The 19,451-nt window shown below is 61.8% G+C and carries 15 protein-coding genes; 10 read left to right on the top strand and 5 right to left on the bottom strand.

All coding sequences use genetic code 11. The features are described from left to right. Positions 1 to 67 precede the first annotated feature (67 nt). Both IGW03_RS11560 and IGW03_RS11555 read right to left on the bottom strand, forming a co-directional pair. The gene (locus tag IGW03_RS11560; RefSeq protein ID WP_194722710.1) at positions 68 to 1,006 is read right to left on the bottom strand and encodes a LysR family transcriptional regulator; all 939 of its coding nucleotides are present in this window, start codon (positions 1,004 to 1,006) and stop codon (positions 68 to 70) included. Positions 1,007 to 1,107: 101 nt separating this feature from the next. Next, complete coding sequence (locus IGW03_RS11555; protein ID WP_194722788.1) at positions 1,108 to 1,494, bottom strand: c-type cytochrome; 387 nt, start codon at positions 1,492 to 1,494, stop codon at positions 1,108 to 1,110. 396 nt (positions 1,495 to 1,890) lie between these two features. Here IGW03_RS11555 and IGW03_RS11550 point away from each other — a divergent pair, with 396 nt between their 5' ends. The 5 genes from IGW03_RS11550 to IGW03_RS11530 all read left to right on the top strand — a co-directional run bounded on the left by IGW03_RS11550 (position 1,891) and on the right by IGW03_RS11530 (position 9,285). Then, entirely contained in the window at positions 1,891 to 2,502 is a 612-nt protein-coding gene (locus IGW03_RS11550; protein ID WP_194722709.1) for a restriction endonuclease, read from the top strand. A 526-nt stretch (positions 2,503 to 3,028) separates the two neighbouring features. Further along, positions 3,029 to 6,112 (top strand): amidohydrolase family protein, encoded by a 3,084-nt coding sequence (locus IGW03_RS11545; protein ID WP_194722708.1) that lies wholly within the window; start codon positions 3,029 to 3,031, stop codon positions 6,110 to 6,112. A gap of 209 nt (positions 6,113 to 6,321) precedes the next feature. Further along, on the top strand, positions 6,322 to 7,281 hold the full coding sequence (locus tag IGW03_RS11540) for a Bug family tripartite tricarboxylate transporter substrate binding protein (RefSeq protein ID WP_194722707.1): 960 nt from the start codon (positions 6,322 to 6,324) through the stop codon (positions 7,279 to 7,281). Positions 7,282 to 7,316: 35 nt separating this feature from the next. Next, the gene (locus IGW03_RS11535) at positions 7,317 to 8,237 is read left to right on the top strand and encodes a dihydrodipicolinate synthase family protein (RefSeq protein ID WP_194722706.1); all 921 of its coding nucleotides are present in this window, start codon (positions 7,317 to 7,319) and stop codon (positions 8,235 to 8,237) included. Between the two features lie 133 nt (positions 8,238 to 8,370). After that, a complete protein-coding gene (locus IGW03_RS11530; RefSeq protein WP_194722705.1) occupies positions 8,371 to 9,285 on the top strand; it encodes a LysR family transcriptional regulator in 915 nt (304 codons plus the stop codon). On the opposite strand, the gene IGW03_RS11525 is transcribed toward IGW03_RS11530, so the two are convergent. After that, entirely contained in the window at positions 9,260 to 10,168 is a 909-nt protein-coding gene (locus IGW03_RS11525) for a LysR family transcriptional regulator (RefSeq protein ID WP_194722704.1), read from the bottom strand. The genes IGW03_RS11530 and IGW03_RS11525 overlap by 26 nt on opposite strands. 448 nt (positions 10,169 to 10,616) lie before the next feature. On the opposite strand from IGW03_RS11525, the gene IGW03_RS11520 reads away from it, so the two are divergent. Genes IGW03_RS11520 through IGW03_RS11510 form a run of 3 tightly spaced genes read left to right on the top strand, consistent with a single transcriptional unit; the run spans position 10,617 to position 13,170 of the window. Then, a complete protein-coding gene (locus tag IGW03_RS11520) occupies positions 10,617 to 12,044 on the top strand; it encodes an APC family permease (RefSeq protein ID WP_194722703.1) in 1,428 nt (475 codons plus the stop codon). A 4-nt stretch (positions 12,045 to 12,048) separates the two neighbouring features. Next, complete coding sequence (locus IGW03_RS11515; RefSeq protein ID WP_194722702.1) at positions 12,049 to 12,654, top strand: SAM-dependent methyltransferase; 606 nt, start codon at positions 12,049 to 12,051, stop codon at positions 12,652 to 12,654. Between the two features lie 57 nt (positions 12,655 to 12,711). After that, positions 12,712 to 13,170: a hypothetical protein gene (locus IGW03_RS11510; protein ID WP_194722701.1), complete on the top strand. Its 459-nt coding sequence runs from the start codon at positions 12,712 to 12,714 to the stop codon at positions 13,168 to 13,170. A gap of 31 nt (positions 13,171 to 13,201) precedes the next feature. On the opposite strand, the gene IGW03_RS11505 is transcribed toward IGW03_RS11510, so the two are convergent. Further along, on the bottom strand, positions 13,202 to 13,375 hold the full coding sequence (locus IGW03_RS11505) for a hypothetical protein (RefSeq protein ID WP_194722700.1): 174 nt from the start codon (positions 13,373 to 13,375) through the stop codon (positions 13,202 to 13,204). On the opposite strand from IGW03_RS11505, the gene IGW03_RS11500 reads away from it, so the two are divergent. Continuing rightward, positions 13,374 to 15,350 carry a peptidase U32 family protein gene (locus tag IGW03_RS11500; protein ID WP_194722699.1) on the top strand — a complete coding sequence of 659 codons (1,977 nt, stop codon included), beginning with the start codon at positions 13,374 to 13,376 and terminating at the stop codon, positions 15,348 to 15,350. The two genes, IGW03_RS11505 and IGW03_RS11500, sit on opposite strands and share 2 nt — an antisense overlap. Before the next feature lie 748 nt (positions 15,351 to 16,098). Continuing rightward, entirely contained in the window at positions 16,099 to 18,078 is a 1,980-nt protein-coding gene (locus tag IGW03_RS11495) for an AAA family ATPase (RefSeq protein ID WP_194722698.1), read from the top strand. A gap of 469 nt (positions 18,079 to 18,547) precedes the next feature. Here the strand turns inward: IGW03_RS11495 and IGW03_RS11490 are convergent, their stop codons facing one another. Further along, positions 18,548 to 19,231, bottom strand: coding sequence for an MlaC/ttg2D family ABC transporter substrate-binding protein (locus IGW03_RS11490; RefSeq protein ID WP_323744958.1), 684 nt, complete (start codon positions 19,229 to 19,231; stop codon positions 18,548 to 18,550). Positions 19,232 to 19,451: the final 220 nt, after the last annotated feature.

The raw sequence follows: 19,451 nt of genomic DNA, 5'->3' as shown, positions 1-19,451 counted from the left end.
TGCAGTTGGGCGCCATGCACACCATGCACGCCATGCACGAATTTCGCGAGCAGTGCGAACCGCGAAATCACCGTCGGCTTCTTTTCGCCGCCATGGAGCCATTGATGCGTTCGGCTTCTTCCACGAACTGCCTGACGGTCGGCGCATCGCTGCCGCTTCGATAGGCCAGCGTGAGCGGCGCGCTGAGTTCGCGCCGCGCATCCTGGAAGCGGCAATACACGACCGCATCGGCATGAAAGCCCTGCATCGAGGCCGGCACTGCCGACACGCCCGCGCCCGCGGCCACCAGGCTGATATTGGTGATCATCCTCTCCACCTCGACCGCGATGTTGGGCGTGAACCCGGCCCTGACGCAGGCCTCGATCAGATTGGAGTACATGCCGGGCGCGCCGTGCCTGCGCACCAGAATGAACTGTTCGTCCTTGAGCGACTTGAGCGGAACGATCGGCATGCCGCGTCCCGCATGTTTTCTCAGAAGAGGATGGCCCAGCGGCAGCACGAGCAGCATTTCCTCCTCCAGCAATTGACTGAATGCAAGTCCGTCAGGACGGCTCACCGGCAGGCGCAGGAAAGCGACATCGACCGTTCCCGCAACCAGCGCTTCGGTAAGCTCAGCCGCATTGCCTTCCTTGTATTCAATGGCGACGCCGGGCTTGGCGGCGCGATAGCCGCGCACGATCTGCGGAATCAGTCCATGCGCCGCAGCCGAACTCGTGAAGCCGATGGTCAGCCTGCCTTCGGCACCGCTGGCCGCCCTTGCCGCGCGCGCGGCGCCCTGCTCCACGCTGTCGAGAATCGCCTTGGCTTCCTGCAGGAACGCGGCCCCGCCGACGGTCAGCTCCGCACCTTTGGGATGCCGCCTGAAGAGTTCGAACCCCAGGTCCTGTTCCAGTGCGCGGATCTGCTGGCTCAAGGGTGGCTGCTGCATGCCCAGCCGCTGTGCGGCGCGCGTGAAGTGCCCTTCTTCCGCCACGACAAGGAAGTAGCGCAGATGCCTGAGTTCCATGAAGAGTCCCCGTGTTTTTTATATATGGAAAATGTCTGCTCGCTGCAAGCGCCAAACATTTTACCTATGCTTGAGGCAGGAGCGCTTCCTGTCTGCGTTCGTTATTGGTATTTCCGCAGATAGGCGAGCAGGTCGGCAACCTGCTGTTCACTGCGGATGCCGAAGAAGCGCATCTTGTTGCCCGGCACCACGTCGTCCGGGGATTTCAGGAATGCGGCGAGCCGTTCTTCCGTCCAGACGATCCCTGAATTCTTCATCGCGGCAGAGTACTTGTAATCTGCGGACGTTCCCGCCTGCCGGCCTATGATGCCGTTGAGCTGAGGACCGAAGCCGGCGCGTGCCGACGGCCCCACCTGGTGGCAGGATGCGCACTTGGCGAAACCGCGCCGGCCGGCCTCGGCGTCGCCCGCGGCGTGCGCTGTCCATGCCGTCATCGCCAGCACCAATGCAAGCACCACGAATACTCGCGGCGCCGGAGGGCTCGACATATCCCTGGCGTGAACCCCGCGCCGCTTCCTCAACATCACGACTTTCCTCATCTATCAATCCCGACTTCCTGATGTGACGGGAAAGCCTACCTGAATCCGCTCGAGGATGCCGCGTATGGCAAAACACCACTGCTGCGTCGGCGCGGCCAGTGTCGGGCTGCTGCGATTGAAGGCGAGAACGAAGCGGCGGTGTCCGTGACTTGTGCAAGAATGGCAATAAGCTTTATCTGCTTCGCGGGGAATTCCTCACGCGCAAACTCCTCGCGGCAATGCTGCCCTTCTTCTGTACAATCACCGTCGACGCAACCCGATTTTCATCACAATGCCTTCCGATCTGCACGCCGTCCCTGCACTTTTCCCGCTGTTCTTGCGCCCCTGCTTCGATGGAGCCTGCTCATGAAACTGAAAATGGCGGAAAGGTCGCTCTTCGCAATCCTGCTGCGTTCCCCCTGGTGGATCAGCTTCGTGATTGCCGTCGTGCTCGGACTGCTGGCCAGCGCCATGCTGCCGCGCCAGTACGCCGCTCTCGGTCCGTCGGCCGGATTTCCCTTCCTGGTGATCGGCTTCATCGCCGCCTGGAAGCAGCTGCGGGCACCCAGCGCGAGCCGCATTGCGCAGGCCAGGCAGGCACTTGCCGCGATGAGCTGGAACGAACTCTCCGCTGCCATCGAGCAAGCCTACCGGAACAAGGGATGTACCATTACACGCTATGCCGGCAACGGCGCCGACTTCGAGATCGTCGGCCCGCAGGGCAAGCAGCTGCTGGGCTGCAAACGCTGGAAAGCGGCGCGCACCGGCGTGGAACCGCTGCAGGAACTCGCAGCTGCCGCGGAGAAGGAAGCCGCCGGGATGGTGTTCATGTCGCTGGGGGAGCTGACCGAAAATGCCGGCCGCTACGCCGCCCAGCAGCGGATCGCACTGATGCATGACGCCGACCTGGTCATGCTCGCTTCAGCCGCGGCAGGCACGCAGAAGGTTGCGCAGGCCCCGAAAGGCAAGGCACGCTGATTCGCGGAGTCGCAGCCTCAATATCCTTTTCCCCTTCCCTCTCAAAGGCATCATCGCCGAATCCATTCGCGATGATGCCCGTCCGATGCAATGCATGGGCGCGATCATCGGCATGCGTGGCATCGTTTCTCAGCGTCACGGCGTCTTGTGCAATGCACTTGATGCGAAAGACGTTCGAAATGCCGCTTTTGCATCCTGATTGTGCAAATGTTCAGGCGGTCTGACCGTTTGTCCAGTACTCTCACCTTTTCATCTGCTGCACTGCAGGGCCGACACGCCGGCGTTAGTCCATTGAGATTTAATAAGCTCTCACTATTTGGGGATTTACAAGCTTTCCATTGCGTCAATACTGGATCGGAGGAGAAGCGAACAAAAATAATCTATCAGGATTCGCTTGGAGACATACATGAAAGCACAGGAACGTCGTTTGACAGCTGTCCCTCTTCCGTCCACGCACCATCCGCACCCTCTCTTTTCACCTTCCTCGCTACGCATCAAACGCTCCGCATCGTTAATTGCGATGGCAATGGCAGGCCTGCTCAGCGCCTGCGGCAGCAGCGACGGCGATCAGCCCGCCGCCGCATCAGGCACGGACACAAACCAGCAGGCACCGGCGATTTCACAGTTGAATACCCTGACCGGCCCGACCCGCGAAGTCACGGTCGATTTCCAGCAAGGCACCAACATGGCGGCCTCGCCGTCTCCGGATGGCAATCGCATCGCCTTCACCGCGCAAGGCGCGCTGTGGGTCATTCCCGCTGCCGGCGGCACGGCGACGCGTATCACCGGATGGGAAATCGAACCTACCGCACCGGTGTGGTCGCCGGACGGAAAGCTCATCGCGTTCCAGAACTACACGCCCGAGGGAAATTACCATCTCTATACGATCGAACCCAACGGCGCGAATCTGAAGGAAATTACCACTGGCTTCTTCGATGACCGCGAACCGGCATGGACGCCTGATGGCAGCTCCCTGGTATTTGCCTCCGACCGCAGCGGCGACGGCCAGTACAAGATCTGGCGCGTGGCTCTGAGCGGCGGCGCTCCAGTGCAGATCACGAAAGGCCCGGGCGCGGAAAGCAATCCTGTGGTCTCTCCCGACGGCACACAGATCGCCTATGTCGATACCAACCGCGTGTTCCGCGCCGCATTTTCCGGCGCGGATACGCCGGCCCTGGCCGGACCGGGCAGCTTCCCGGCATGGACGCCGAATGGCCAGGGGCTGGCATTCCAGACCGAGGCGCGGGCGCTGAACCTGGGCGGCAAGGAGGTGACCAGCGGCGAGGACCTGTTCCCCTTCCCGGTCCGCTGGCTGCCCGACGGACGCTTTCTCTATACCGCCGACGGCAAGATCCGCATCCGCGACAGCGCGGGCGGAAGCGTGCGCGACGTGCCTTTCACCGCATCGATCACCGTCAAGCGGCCCGTCTTCACCAAGACCAAGGACCGCCATTTCAACGACGTCACCCAGCGTCAGGTCATGGGCATCAGCGCCCCTGCGCTCTCACCCGACGGCAAGCGCATCGCCTTCGTCGCACTCAACGATGTCTGGGTGATGACCATCGGCGAAGCCCCGGTGCGTCTGACCAATGACAAGGACCGCGACGGCAGCCCGCAATGGACCGCCGACGGCAGCGCCGTGTATTTCTCTTCCGAAAAAGGCAATGCCGGCGCCTTGGCGGTCGATCAGGTCGAAGTCGCTTCCGGCCGACGCACGCGGCTGGCATCGATCGCCGCCAAGTCCATGGTCACGCCGAAGATGTCGCCCACCGGCGACCGCATTGCCTACACTACGGGATCGGGACAGCTGGAAATATGGAATATCGCGGCACGTTCGGCACAGGTCGTCACGCCGTCCATCAGTACCCAAGTCAGCACGCCTTACTGGATGCCCGACGGCTCGCGCATCATGCTGGTCGACAATGAGCGCATCAACAACCGCTTCCGCGAGGGCTACAACAAGCTGCGCGTCATCGACGTCGCCAGCAAGGAAGCCAGGTTCTTCCCGGTCGCTCCTCCGCCGCAGCAGATCTCGGAGCGCGACGAAGGCGCCGCCGCCCTGTCGCCGGATGGCAAGACCGTAGCCTTCATCATGGACTCGGTGCTGCACGTGATGCCGGTCAATGCCGACGGCTCGCCTGCCGGTGCGGCGCGCAAGCTCACCGATGAAGTAGCCGATTTGCCTTCCTGGAGCGGCGACTCGTCCACCATCCTCTACAAGTCGGCCGGCAAGCTCAAGACCATTCCCGCCGGCGGCGGTTCGGCGACCGAAGTGCCGGTCAACCTGCAATGGCGGCAAGCGGTGCCGACGGGAACCACCATCGTCCATGCCGGCGCGGTCTGGGACGGCGTGAGTCCGCAGCTGCGGCAGAACGTCGATATCGTCATCACCGGCAGCCGCATCACCGAAATCCGACCTCACCAGGATTCGGCGCAGGCCTCGGCGGAACGCTTCATCGATGCCTCGGCGCTGACCGTCATGCCCGGCCTGTGGGATGCGCATATCCACCCGCTGACGCTGTACCAGGGTGGCCAGTACGGGCAGATCGCGGCACTGATGCTGGCTTATGGCATCACCTCCACCCAGTCGGTAGCCGGTCCGCTGCATCAGAGCGTGGAAATGCGCGAGGCGCTGGAAGCCGGCAACCTGAACGGCCCGCGGCTGTTCATCTCGCCGCCGCTGTGGGAGGGCAACCGCCTGTTCTACAACTTCGCCCGCACACTGCGCACGCCGCAGATCGCCGACCTGGAAATCGCCAAGGCGAAAGCCATGGATACCGATTACATGAAGTCCTATGTGCGCGCTCCGATTCCCATCATGACGCGCATCGCCCAGGCCGGCCTCGACCTCGGCGTACCGACCGGTACCCACATGCTGGCGCCGGGCGCGGCGGCCGGGCTGGGAGGCACGACCCACCTGTCGGCGACCCAGCGCATGGGCTATGGCTGGTCGAAGTCGGTCGGCGGCTTCACCTACCAGGATGCGGTCGACATGCATGCGAAGACCGACTTCCGGCTGGTCGACACGCTGTTCTCGGCGATGGCACTGGTGGGCGAGGACCCGACGCTGATCACCGGCGAACGCTTCAGTCTGCTGGTGCCGCCCAACTTCATCAGCGGCTTGCAGACCACGCCGCGGCCGACGGCAGCGCAGGTAGCAACGGTCAGGAAGGATGCAGAGCAATCCTCGAAGATCCTGTCCGCCGGCGGCCTGCTTGCCTACGGCACCGACTCGCCGCTGGTGGCGCCGGGCATTGCGCTGCACATGAACCTGCGCGGCGCCGGCCTGGTGCTGAACAATCACCAGGCGCTGCAGACGGTGACGATCAACGCGGCGAAGATGAGCATGGTCGACAAGGACCTCGGCACCATCGAGGCCGGCAAGCTGGCCGACCTCGTGATGGTCAGGGGCAACCCGCTGGCAGACCTCAAGACCGCAGCCAATGTCGAGTATGTGATGAAGAATGGCTTCAATTATTCGGTGAGCCAGATCCTGGAACCATTCAAGACGCCGGCCGCCATTGCGGCGCGCAAGAAGTCGCTGATGGCCTATCGCATCATGTGCGCCAAGAATCATGATGACTGCGGTCCCGGCATGCATGCGCATTAAAGCCAATGCCGGTTTCTGACTCCGTCCGAACCGGCGCGAATCCGGGCCATGGCGACATGGCCCGTTGTTGCATCCGCGCACCTGATTCAAATCCTGATTCAAAACGCGCATGACCCGATGCCCTCATTGAATTGGACAGGCAGCCTGTCCGGCAGCGACACTTGCGCTCGCCAACCATGAATTGCCATGGATTCAATCGAGGAGACCCAATGAAACTGAAGTTGCTGCTGTGTGCGATGCTGGGTAGCGTCGTTCCCATGCTTGCCTCCGCCCAGGCCTTTCCGTCCAAAACCATCACCATCGTCGTCGGCGGCACCGCAGGCAGCGCCACCGATGGTCTGGCTCGCGCCATCGCGCAGGAAATCACTACCGAAACGAAAACCCCGGTGATCATCGAGAACAAACCGGGCGCCAACGGCGCCATCGCCGCCCAGATGGTGGCGCGCGCAGCGCCGGACGGCTATACCGTCTTCATGACCACCAATACGACGCAGGCCGCCAATCCTCACCTGTACAAGAAGCTGCCCTACGATCCGGTGAAGGATTTCGCCCCGGTCGGCGCGATCGCCAAGGGCTATCTGGTGATGGTCACCAAGCCCGATCTGCCGGCAAAAAGCATCGGCGACGTCATCAACCTGGCCAAGAAGGAACCCGGCAAGCTCAGCTTCGGCGCCGGCACCTCATCCTCCCGCGTCGCGGTCGAACTGGTGCAGCAGATGACCGGAGCGGAACTGCTCTATGTTCCCTACAAGGCCAACCCGCCGGCGGTGACCGATCTCATCGGCGGTCAGATCGACATGATGATCGTCGACCTCGCCGCCACCATGTCGCACGTGAAATCCGGCAAGCTCAAGGCGCTGGGCGTGACCAGCCCGAAGCGCTCGGCGCTCGCTCCCGAATTGCCGACGCTCAGCGAGAGCGGCCTGCCCGGCTACGAGATGAGCTACTGGAATGCGCTATACGCGCCGGCAGGCACCTCGCCCGCCACCGTCAAGCGTCTCAATGAATTGCTGACCAAGGCGACACAGACCGAATCGGTGCGCAAGTTCATGAACCAGACCGGCATGGAAATCTATACCTCCACACCGGAAGGCCTGGCTTCCTTCCAGACGGCGGAATTTTCCCGCTGGGGCAGCATCATCAAGAAAGCCGGCATCCAGCCCGAATGACGCGACCCGGACGTGAACCCTTAATTTTGATAAACATGAACCCGACAAGCACTTACACTTCCCTGAGGCAATCCCTCAACGGCATTTCCGGCATCCTGGTCACGCCCTTCGACGCGCAGGATCAGATCGCGCCGCAGCGCCTCAAACCCGTCGTCGACCGCGCCGTCAATGCCGGTGTCCATATCCTGGTGGCAAACGGCAATACCAGCGAGTTCTACGGCCTCACTGCCGCCGAAGCCGAACACATGATCCATGCCGCGGCCGAGCACATCGACGGCCGCATTCCGCTGGTGGGCGGCGTCGGACGCAGCGTCCACGAAGCCTGCGCGCTCGCCAAGGCCTCCCGCAAGGCGGGAGCCGCCGCGCTGATGGTGCACCAGCTGCCGGACCCCTTCGTCGCGCCCAGCGGCATCGCGGCCTACCTCAGGCGCATCGCCGACGCGGCGGAAGGCCTGCCGCTGGTGCTGTATCTGCGCGACGCCACCGTCGGCAATGCCGTGATCGAACAGCTGTGCCGGATTCCGGAAGTTGTCGGCGTCAAGTGGGCATCGCCTACGCCGCTGCAGCTGGCGGAAGTCATGGATCGCGTCGCCGACCGCGACATCGCCTGGGTGGGCGGTCTGGCCGAAACCTGGGCGCCGCCGCTGTATGCGGTCGGTGCGCGCGGCTTCACCTCGGGGCTGATCAATGTCTTCCCCGAACTCTCGATGCAGATCCATGGCGCGCTCGAGCGCGGCGATTACACTGCCGCGCGCACGCTGATCCGCAGCATGGCCGATTTCGAAGCGCTGCGCGCGCAGGAGCGCAACGGCTCCAACGTGAGCGTGGTGAAGGCGGCGCTGCAGCTGATGGGTCAGGATTGCGGCGCGGCGCGTCCGCCGGCCACCTGGCCGCTCTCGCCGCAGGATCTCGATCGCCTCGGCGAGCTGCTGAAGCAGTGGGAAACGCCCCGCTGAGATAAGATGTGGGCCTTACGCATGCGAGGCCCACGGACCTTTTCCCATTCGTCTCTTCCGTCGGATGAATGGGAGCGCATCCCAATAGTCAAGTACCAACGATGTACTAACAGGCCCGAACCATTCATCATTCATGCTGCAGCTCAATCAAGTCCAATGCTTCGTCGAATTGGCCAGGGAGCTGCACTTCGGCCGCGCCGCCGAGCGCCTGAACATGACGCAGCCGCCGCTCAGCCGCGCAATACAGCAGCTGGAATGGGAACTCGGCGTCATCCTGTTCGAGCGCAGGCAGAATGCGGTGGCACTCACCGCCGCCGGCCGCGCCTTCCTGCCCAAGGCGGTGCATCTGCTCGACCTGGCCGACGCCACGGAATCGCTTGCCCGCCGCAGTGCAACCGGTACTGCCGGAGCGATCGCCATGATCGGCTACGTGCCTTCGGCGGGTTTCGACTTTCTGCCGCGCGTGATGGCGACGGTGTCGCGCGAGCTGCCGGGCGTCGAAATGATCCTGCATGAAATGTCGACGCCCGAAGCGCTCGCCGCGCTGCATGCGGGAAGGCTTGACCTTGCCGTCGTGCGCGCACCGGCGCAGTTCGCGGGGCTGCATGCGCACCGCGTGATTCGGGAGCCGGTAGTGGCAGCCATTCCCGCGGCGCATCCCCTCGCCTCGAAAACCCGCCTCGTCATCGGCGACCTGCATGAGCAGCCCTTCATCATGTACAGCCCCGGCCAAGGCGGCTATTTCTACGAACTGACCACCGCTGCCTTCCATACCGCCGGCATCGCGCCGCGCTACATGCAGCATGTGCAGAAGACCCACACCATCCTGTCGCTGGTCGGCAGCGGACTCGGTCTTGCGCTGCTGCCGCAGGAAGTCTCCGCCGCCCGTTTTGCAGGCGTGGCATTCCGGCCGATCGATCTTCCGGTACCCATCGTGTCGGAGCTTTACCTCGCCTGGCCTTCGGGCGGCAGGTCAGCCGCACACCACATTGAACGGCTGCGCGAACTGATTCTTGATCTGCCTATGTCTTCGCCTGCGACAGGATGAACCTGCGCATTTCGTTGACCACCGGATTGTCCTTTTCATCGGCGCTGCGCCAGACCAGGTGAAGTTCCGCTATCGGACAGGCTTCAGAAGGTTCCGGCGCCAGCGGCCTGAAAACCACCTCGGGATAAGCCATTCGGGCGGCGGAGGCCGGCACGAGCGCAAGTCCCGCGCCGAGGTTGACCAGAGCGAGGATGGAATGCAGATGACGGATGAACTGCACATGGCGCGGCGCCACGCCGTGAGCGGCGAACATCGCGCTCAGCAGCTGGTGATGGTGACCTTCGGCGCCCGGCGGGTACATGATGAACGGCTCGCCTTCGAAGTCCTGCAGGCGGACATCGCAGCGCCGGGTATCCTTCGCCAGCCGGTGTGCTGACGGCAATGCCGCGAGAAAGGGTTCCCGCAGCACCGGCATGGATGAGAGGTCGGGCAGATCGGGCGCCATCGGAATCAGCGCCAGATCGAGGCTGCCGCCGCGCAGCCGGTCCAGCTGCTCGTCGACCAGCAATTCCTCCAGCTCGATCCGGACGTTCGGCAGGCGCACCGAGGCTGCCGTGACCAGATCCGGCACGAATGCATAGCTGACGCTGTGGCCGATGGCAACACGGCCGGCGTCGCCGCGAAAGGCTCGCTGCGCCGCATCGACCGCCGCCTCGCCGGACTTGAGCAGGTGAATCGCTTCCGGAAGAAAGGCACTGCCGGCCTCGGTCAGCAGCACCCCGCGCCGGTCGCGGTCGAGCAGGCGCAGGCCGAGCGTCTTTTCCAGCTGCTGTATCTGCCGGCTGAGCGGCGGCTGGGTCATGTTCAGGCGTTCGGCGGCACGGCCGAAGTTCAGCTCCTGCGCCACCATGACGAAGCATCTGATCTGGCTGAGTTGAATCATCTTGCTATGAGCTCCATCGACGCAGCGGCATTCAATGTGCGTGCGGAGCCGTAAAGTTGCGACCGGAGCAAGTATAGGCGAGCTTTACCTGAGGCGGCTGGCGCTGCGCAGGCGCTTACCGGAATGACATTGCTGTTCCAGCCGGAAAAGTGCAGCCCGGCTTGGCCCGCGAAACTGAACGGCCCTGGCGGGCAACGTTCTTCCTCTGAAAATTTCCCCGCTTCACCAACTTGTGATCCATGTCATGTCCTGCATCCGGGCAGCGAACCTTTTCCCCGGCTTTGTCTCGCAACGAGATTAACCAGCGGCTGGTACAAATCTTGTGCTGCGCTCACCGGCGGTACGGGTATCGGCTCCTTTCCATTCAAGTCAGGCGCAGCTGCGGCAGGAGATGAGCGCGGTCCATGGCCAGTCTTCCCCGTGTCAGCCTGCCGAACCGGGGTACGACATGCCAGACAGTGCGCGCGCATCTGTTTCGACCGCCTCCGCCGCCGCTCTCCCGCGACCGACGCTCGGCCTTCCCCAAGCGGTCGCACTGATCGTCGGCGTGGTCGTCGGTGCCGGCATCTTCAAGTCGCCCTCGATGGTGGCGGGCATGACCGGCAGCACCGAATGGATGTTTGCCGCCTGGGTCTTCGGCGGCGTCATCTCGCTGATCGGCGCCCTTTGCTATGCGGAATTGACGACTGCCTATTCGCATGCCGGCGGCGACTACCATTTCCTCAACCGCGCCTATGGCCGCTCGGTCGCCTTCCTGTTCGGCTGGGCCCGTCTTTCCGTCATCACCACCGGCTCCATCGCGCTGCTCGCCTTCGTGTTCGGCGATTACCTGCACCGCCTGCTGCCGCTCGAATTTGCCGGCAAGGAATGGGGTCCGGTACTCTATGCTGCGGCGGCCGTCGTGGTGCTGACCGGCATCAACCTGCTGGGCATCCGCGCCGGCGCGTCCATGCAGACCTGGCTGACGGTACTGGAAATCCTCGGCCTGCTGGTCATCGTCGCCGCCGCGCTTGCCATGCGCGGCGGCGCACCGGAGCCGGCCTTGCCCGCAGCACCGCCCTCGGGCACTTCCTTTGGCCTGGCCATGGTGTTCGTGCTGCTGACCTACGGCGGCTGGAACGAAGCGGCCTATATCAGCGCCGAAATCAAGGATGCGCGCCGCAACATGGTAAAAGCCCTTTCGCTGTCCATCATCGTCATCACCCTGCTGTACGTGATGGTGAACTGGGCATTCTGGAAGGGGCTTGGCATCGGCGCGATGGCCAGGTCGGATGCGGTCGCGGCTGACATGATGCAATCCACCCTCGGCCCCGTCGGACAGGCCTTCATTGCTCTGCTGGTAGTGGTATCGTCGGTGACTTCCATCAATGCCACCATGATCGTCGGCGCGCGCACCAGCTATGCGCTGGCTTGCGACTGGCCGGTGCTCGGCAGGCTCGCCGTCTGGGATGCGCGCCGCGACAGCCCGGCTACGGCGATGCTGGTGCAGGGCCTTGCGGCGCTGTGCCTGCTTGGGCTGGGCGCGATGATCGGCAGCGGCTTCAAGGCCATGGTGGAATTCACCGCGCCGGTCTTCTGGCTGTTCTTCCTGCTCTCGGGCCTGTCCCTGATCGTGCTGCGCATCCGCGACCCGCATGCCGAACGGCCCTTCCGCGTGCCTTTCTATCCGCTGCTGCCATTGTGTTTCTGCGCCACCAGCGCCTTCATGCTGTGGTCCAGCCTGTCCTATGTGTACAGCCAGGAACTGGGCGGGCTCAATGCCGCCTGGATCGGCGTGGCGGTCCTGCTCGCCGGCTTCGTGCTCCTGGGCCTGATGCATGTGCTGCATCCGAATCCTTCCCAGCGCCGCCTCCCACCTCAAGCCAGCAAGGAGTAATGCCATGGAATCGCAACCCCGTATCAGAATCCGCATCCGCCTGCCCGGACTGTTCCTGTTTGCATTGTTCTGGGCCCTGGGCATCGCAGGGGCGCAGGCGCAAGCGCAGACCACGCCCAAGCTCGACGTGCCATATGTGCCGACGCCGAAAAACATCGTCAACCGCATGCTGGACCTGGCGAAGGTCGGAAAGAATGACGTGCTGTACGACCTCGGCTGCGGCGACGGCCGCATCGTCATTACCGCGGCGAAAGATCGCGGCGCGACCGGCGTCGGCATCGACCTCAATCCCGTGCGCATCGAGGAAGCCAAGGCGAATGCAAAGACAGCCGGCGTCGAAAGCCAGGTGGAATTCATGGTGGGCGACCTGTTCAAGGCCGACGTGTCGAAAGCCACCGTGGTGACGCTGTACCTGCTGCCCGAAGTCAACCGCAAGATCCGGCCCATGCTCTGGAAGCAGCTGAAGGTCGGCACCCGTGTCGTTTCCCACGATTTCGACATGGGCGCCGAATGGCCGCCGGAAAGGGAGGAACGCATCGGCGGCAAGACGCTCTACTACTGGACGATCACGCCGGCGCAGAAGGCGGCGGGCAATTCCACGAAGAGCTGACCCGGCCGGCTCCGCAACCGGTCCGGCCGCCGGCGGCCATACTTACGGAGCCAATCAATGAAAACACGAACGACGATCACCATCGACGGCGCCTCCTACGAGTTGAGCGCCGAATTTCTCTCGCATGTCCTCGAACTGGCGGTCGAAGGCGGCAGCTCCTACTGGGCCGACGCCAGCGGCGAAGCGGCCGACGACCGCCAGGGCAACGAAGGCGTCCGCGACTTCGACCTGACCGACTATGTCGAACATGATTCGGATGCCGACGACGACGATGCGCCGCTCTACACATCGGCCACATTTCTTGCTTCCAAGGACCCTGCGCAGGGCGGCACGCTCGATCTGCAGGGCGTGGCCGATGCCATCGAACGCATCGTCGGAGGCGATGCCGAAGTGCCGGAAGCCATCCGGGAAATCATCAGCGCCGCCGTCGAGGAAGGCGACCCGTCGGACATCGATACGGAAGCGGCCGACTGCATCGTGCAGATCGGTTTGTTCGACGAAATCGTATTTAGCTGAATGTCATCCTTGGCTGCTCCGGCACGGCGGCTCAACCGTGCGAAGCAGCCGTACTGAAACGCCATTGCATTTCATGCAATCTTTCTGACTGACATAGTCGCACCTGCTCCTGCAGTTTTAACGTCGATTCCGGCCCAAGCATCCTGCATTGGCTATAATCTCCGCCTTCCCCTGCAGCCGCTGCCGCCTGATCGGATTTCACCATGTCGCTCCTTGCCCACCAGCTCGAATTGTTGTCCCCCGCCAAGACCGCCGAGATCGGCCGCGAAGCCATCCTGCACGGCGCGGACGCTGTCTATATCGGAGGTCCTGCGTTCGGCGCGCGCCACAACGCCAGCAATTCGCTGGAGGATATTTCCGCCTTGGTGGAATTTGCGCACCACTACCGCGCCCGCATCTTCGTGACCATGAATACCATCATGCACGATGCCGAACTGGAAACGGCGCGCAAGCAGATCTGGCAGCTCTACGATGCGGGCGTCGATGCGCTCATCGTGCAGGACATGGGCCTGGTGGAAATGGACCTGCCGCCCATCCAGCTGCATGCCAGCACGCAATGCGATATCCGCACCGTCGACAAGGCGCGCTTCTTAGGCGCGGTCGGCTTCTCCCAGCTGGTGCTGGCACGGGAACTCACCCTGGACCAGATCAGAAAGATTCGCGAGGAAGTCGACACGCCGCTCGAATACTTCATCCACGGCGCACTGTGCGTGGCGTTTTCCGGGCAATGCTACATCTCGCACGCCGATACCGGCCGCAGCGCCAACCGCGGCGACTGCTCGCAGGCCTGCCGCCTGCCCTACACGCTCACCGACGGTCAGGGGCGCGTGGTGGCCTATGAAAAGCACCTGCTGTCGATGAAGGACAATGACCAGAGCCGCAACCTGGAAGCGCTGATCGACGCCGGCATCCGTTCGTTCAAGATCGAGGGCCGTTACAAGGACATGGGCTATGTGAAGAACATCACCGGCCACTACCGCCAGCTGCTCGACGAGATCCTGGAGCGCCGGCCGGAGTTTTCACGCGCTTCCAGCGGTCGCACGCGCCTGATGTTTGCTCCCGACGTCGACAAGAACTTCCACCGCGGCCACACCGACTATTTCGCGCAGGGACGCCAGGGCGACATCGGCGCATTCGATTCGCCGAAGTATGTGGGAGTGGAAGTGGGTACGGTCAGCCGGATCGGGAACGAGTATTTCGACCTGCTGGCGAATGCGCCGCTGGCCAACGGCGACGGTCTCAATTACATGAACAAGCGCACCACCGTCGGCATCCTTGCAAACAAGGTGGAGAAACTGGGCGAGGATGAGGAAGGCCAGCGCTGGCGCATCTATCCCAATGAAAGCCTGGCCGCCCTGCCCGGGCTGAAAGCCGGCATCGTCATTCATCGCAACCGCGATCACCAGTGGGAAGGCGCCTTGCAGAAGAAATCGGCGGAACGCAAGGTATCGCTTCGGCTGACCCTGTCCGAGAATGAGAATCGCGACGGCTTGCGCCTGTCGATTACGGACGAGGACGGCATCGTCAGCGCGACCGATTCCGTGATGGCGCTGCAGCCTGCGCAGCAGGCAGCGCAGGCGGAGTCCGGCTTGCGAGCCAGCCTCGGCAAGCTCGGCAACACCATGTTCGAAGCGGCCGAGGTTGAGCTGTCGCTGTCGCAGCCCTGGTTCGTGCCGGCAGCAGCCATCAACGCGCTGCGGCGCGATGCCATCGCCTCGCATGAAGCCGCCCGTCTCGCCGCCTGGGAGCGTCCGCCGCGCAAGGCGCCCGCGGAGCCGCGCCCGGCCTATCCCGAGACGCAGCTTTCCTACCTGGCCAATGTTTACAATGAAAAGGCGCGCGCCTTCTACCACAAGCACGGCGTGCAGCTGATCGATGCCGCCTACGAAGCCCATGAAGAGCCGGGCGAAGTGTCGCTGATGATCACCAAGCACTGCCTGCGCTTTTCATTCAACCTCTGCCCCAAGCAGGCCAAGGGCGTGCAAGGCGTGCAGGGCCAGGTCAAGGCGGAACCGATGACGCTGGTCAGCGGCAACGAGCGCTATACGCTGCGCTTCGACTGCAAGCCTTGCGAGATGCACGTGGTGGGCGCGATGAAGCCGGGCATCCTGAACTCGCCGCCGCCGTCGGCCGTGCCGTACAGCCCGATGGTCTTTCACCGGCGCCGGCCTGCCGCCTGAACAAGGCGGGCTTTGCACTGGATGAGGACCGCGCTTGGGTGCCAGAACCCAGTCGGCGAGTCGCACGGATAGCATGTTCCTTTCGACGAGCCGATCGTTTTCGCCGGAAGCTGTTCTGCGCCCAAGCATCCTGTCTTGAACCAGGATGCTTCGCTTGCCAAAGGCACGGCAGAACGCGGGCGCTCATGACTGCCACGGCCTGAAAATCTCGATCAACCACCTACGCGCTTATACTCAAGCGCTTTCGGCTTGATTGCACTGTCGATCCCGTACGCCTTGCCTGCGCCACGGCGTCGTGTGCGGAGGCCGGCCCCACCTTGCCATGGTCCGAGCTTGCCATGTCGCGTCAACACGCCTTCGCCCGCAGGAAAGTCTTCCCGGCCACGTCGCCTAGCTACTCTATTTGCCATCGATAGACTGGGCAGCACTGAAAATGATCCGGACCAAACAAGAATCGGACCATCAGAATTTTTCTGATCGAATGGAACTGGAAAAGAAAATTCGTCACCCATGACGCATGCCTCCCGGAGGCTGTTTGAAAGCGGCAGCGAGCGGCCTGAACCTCTAGGAGCGCACACGTGCGTGAGGCAGGCCGAGTACCTCAGTACGGGAATCACGACGCGCATCAGCTTTTCAAGCAGGCTCTCATTGAATCAGTCTGGTTCAATGCTATCTACCGACGCCTCGCGTCACGAAGATAAGGATGCACAGCGACTTTTGTTAACAATTTTTTTGGAATTTCCCAGTCATGCCAATATCTGTCTCCGGCGCGCCCCACGCATTGCTGCCGCAGTCCTTGATTTCTCCTGAAGCGTATTCAGAAAGTACCCAAGTCACTCGACCGGAATCCTCCGGCCACCTCGATATTTCCCAAAGGCCGGTACGTCCGTATTCGCTGGTTGCGACGGCAACTAGGTGGCGGGCTCTTCACCAGGAGTACGCGCGGTCGCAGCAGCACGTCATGCCGCGCCTTAAAAGAATCTTGACTATCCTCATGCATGAGGCTGGAATTCCGATGGCGACTACGCTTGCCACCAGCACAGCCGTGTATCTGGCAAGCCGAATGCTGGATCCCGCCTCCTCGCCGCAAGAGGAAGCATCCAATGCACGCGGACAGGCGGCACCTGCGGGATTAGGCCATCAGCCTTCTTGGAGCTTTGGGGATAGAAGCGCGTTGATTGGGGGCATCAGCGCAACCGCCGCGACTCTGGTGAAGGACCTTATTCCAGCCCTGATCGCGGCCGGCAAGAAGGCCTATCTGGAAGACGATAAAGACATGTCGGTGAAAATTCTCCGCTACATTCATGAAGCATTCAGAAAGGAAGAAAAGGAATTTTTTGAGAATAGCCATGTCCTCGAAGCGAACAAGAAGGCATTGCAAAAACTGAATGACGAGCTTGATCGAGCATTCGCCGCAACATTCGACGAAATGCTGAGGCCCGCAGGTAATCTTTCCCCGATGGAGCGGGGTATCGAAATGTTGAAGGAAGACCTCGAGCGATACGTCTGGATCCGGGCAATCCCACAGACGCCAAAGAACGTGTCCCATATGGAAAACGGCGGCGACCTGGCGGCACGAATGCGAATTGACCAGAATGTGAAGGCGCTGGTTGCGGGTTATGAACCCACCCTGCAGTCCAGGCTTACAGACTATGTCGCGACAGTGCGGCAGAAATCACTGGATGGGAATGGCGCGTCCTTGCTCTACCTTGCAGGTTCGCCAGGCACCGGAAAAACCCACCTTGCCAAGAACCTTGCAAAGGCCCTCGAACTTCCCTACATAAAAATCATGGCCAAAGGGAAGCGGCTGGACCAGATTTTCGGCCAAAAAGACGGGGAGGGCATCTATGGAATACGAAGCGACAAACCCCTGCTTGAAAGAATGGGAGACTTCTTTGTGAAGCTCATAGCAAGTGAGCCGAATGCCATCATCCATTTGGAGGAATTCGGCGATGAATTCAACAGCGATACGGTGTGTCAAATCCTTCAGGACCTGAAGGAGAGGCTGGACCGGGAAACGCTGGCAGTTCCCGAGCTGTTTCAGGCAGTCATTCCCAATCAGCTGAATATCATTGTGACGTCCAATACCACGATGACTCCCGACCTGTTGCCGGAAAACTCACGGGATTCGTTAAGAGCGCTGATGAGCAGGATAACTTACCTGGAGATGCCTCCGATTCCTGATGGGCTCAAGGAAACGCTGGCGGAGAAGGCTTGGGATACCGCCATCGATAATCTCAGGAGAAACGCAAACCCGGTCGAGCCTGTGAATGCGTTGAAAAAACTGGTTATTTCCATGGTGCTCGAGGAGGACAAGGTGCGCGACGTACCTGGAACGCGGCTCGTCGAAAGAATCACAGGTGCCGTCGCTGCCCAGATCTTCAGCAAGAAATACGATGGCGTGTACGACATGACAAGTGAGGGTCATGACATATCAACGGCTTACATAAAGCAACTCATCGAGAATCGCTTTGATGAATCGCTTCTCAATGAAACACCCAAAACGAGCAGTGCAAGGCCCGGTATCCCTCGTATCTTCAGTATATCCGGAGGCTCTATGGATGGCAGACCGGAAACTCCTTTGACCGGCCTTCAATTCCGACGCAGCATGGGTTCTATACGCCGCGTTGCCGGTGCACAGAAGGAGGCGCCTGCGGCCAATACGTCCAACGCGGATACATCGGTGGCGGAGAATTTTATTGATCGGGCAATCCAGACGGAGGCGTAGGTGATCACTCGCTGAAATACATCTTCAAAACCGGCGCTTCACAAAGCGGCTTTCGATGGCAATGGCTTTGGCCGAAAATCGGTATCCTTGGTTTTATATAACGCAACCACCGAGCCATATAAGACGCCGAACCAGCCGGCAAGCGCTTTCGGCGCAGCACGAGTTGACCGAATAGGCATGCGCCTCTTCGGTCAACTACGGATTTAACGCCCATGTCTGCGGTGAGACAAATTGATGGGACAGCCATTCATTTAAAAAAGCCCCCTGCGGCGGAACCGCAGGGGGCGTAAGTTAGTTCATCCGGAACTAACGAGAGACACGTTACGCATTCAATACCGTCCGCCTTCAGAGGCTGTTTGAAAAATCGCTGCGCGGCGTGAAGCCGCACCGCGGTGCCCGCCCTACCTCGCGTACGCGTGCGCTCCTCGTACCGGGCTCAAACCGCTCGCGACAGTTTTCATACCAGCTCTCAAGCCTTGGGCACGGGCGCACCTGCAAGTTTCCTGTTCTTTTCGGCCAGCGAGCGGATCAGGCCGTCGATGCCGCTCTTGCCGATCTCGGCGGCAAAACTGCCCTTGTAGGTTTCGATCAGCCATGCGCCGAGCAGGTTGACGTCATAAACCTTCCAGCCGTCCGCCGACTTGTACAGGCGGTAGCTGAGCTGCATCGGATCGCCGCCCCGCGCCTGCGACACCTGGAAGCGCACTTCGGCTTCAGACTCGTCGGCATGGCTGCGCTGCGGCTTGAAGTCCGGCTTCTGTGAACCGATCTGCGACAGTGCGCCGGCATAGGTATGCATCAGCAAAGACCGGAACTCGCCGATCAGCTGCTGCTGTTGCTGCGGCGACGCCTCGCGCCAGTAGCGGCCGACGGCCATGGACGTGGTGCGCTGGAAGTCGACATGCGGCAGGATCTTGGTTTCGACCAGCTGGTGAATGCGCTTTCGATCGCCGGCCTTGACATCCTTGTCATTGCGCGCAATTTCAAGCACTTCCTGAGTGACACGCTGGATCAGCACCTGCGGCGCCTCGGCTGACTCTGCCACAGTTTGCGCTGACTGCGCTGTCTGCGCGCCGGCGACGGGAATGTAAGCGGCAAGGCCGAAGGCAAATGCCGCGAACGCCGGCAGGAAAACTTTCTTGTAATGATTCACAACAACCTCTGCTACCTTGATTGACCGCCATGGGGCTGGAAACTGATATGGCGTTATTGTAGGGAGAGGCGTGCGCGGGATAAACAAGCGCTGTGTGAACTCACTGTTCGATCAGCATGCACAATCGAGGCTGGATTGCGGCTTCAGCCCGTCCGAATCTGGATTTCTGGATTCCTGGAGCGCGAAATCGGGGAAATTCCGGATGGCCCAATGATGATTC

It is taken from the genome of Noviherbaspirillum malthae (assembly GCF_015352985.1).
Classification (GTDB): domain Bacteria; phylum Pseudomonadota; class Gammaproteobacteria; order Burkholderiales; family Burkholderiaceae_D; genus Noviherbaspirillum; species Noviherbaspirillum malthae.
Note: the sequence above shows the minus strand (reverse complement) of the source record. Positions and strands in the feature narration are given on the sequence as shown.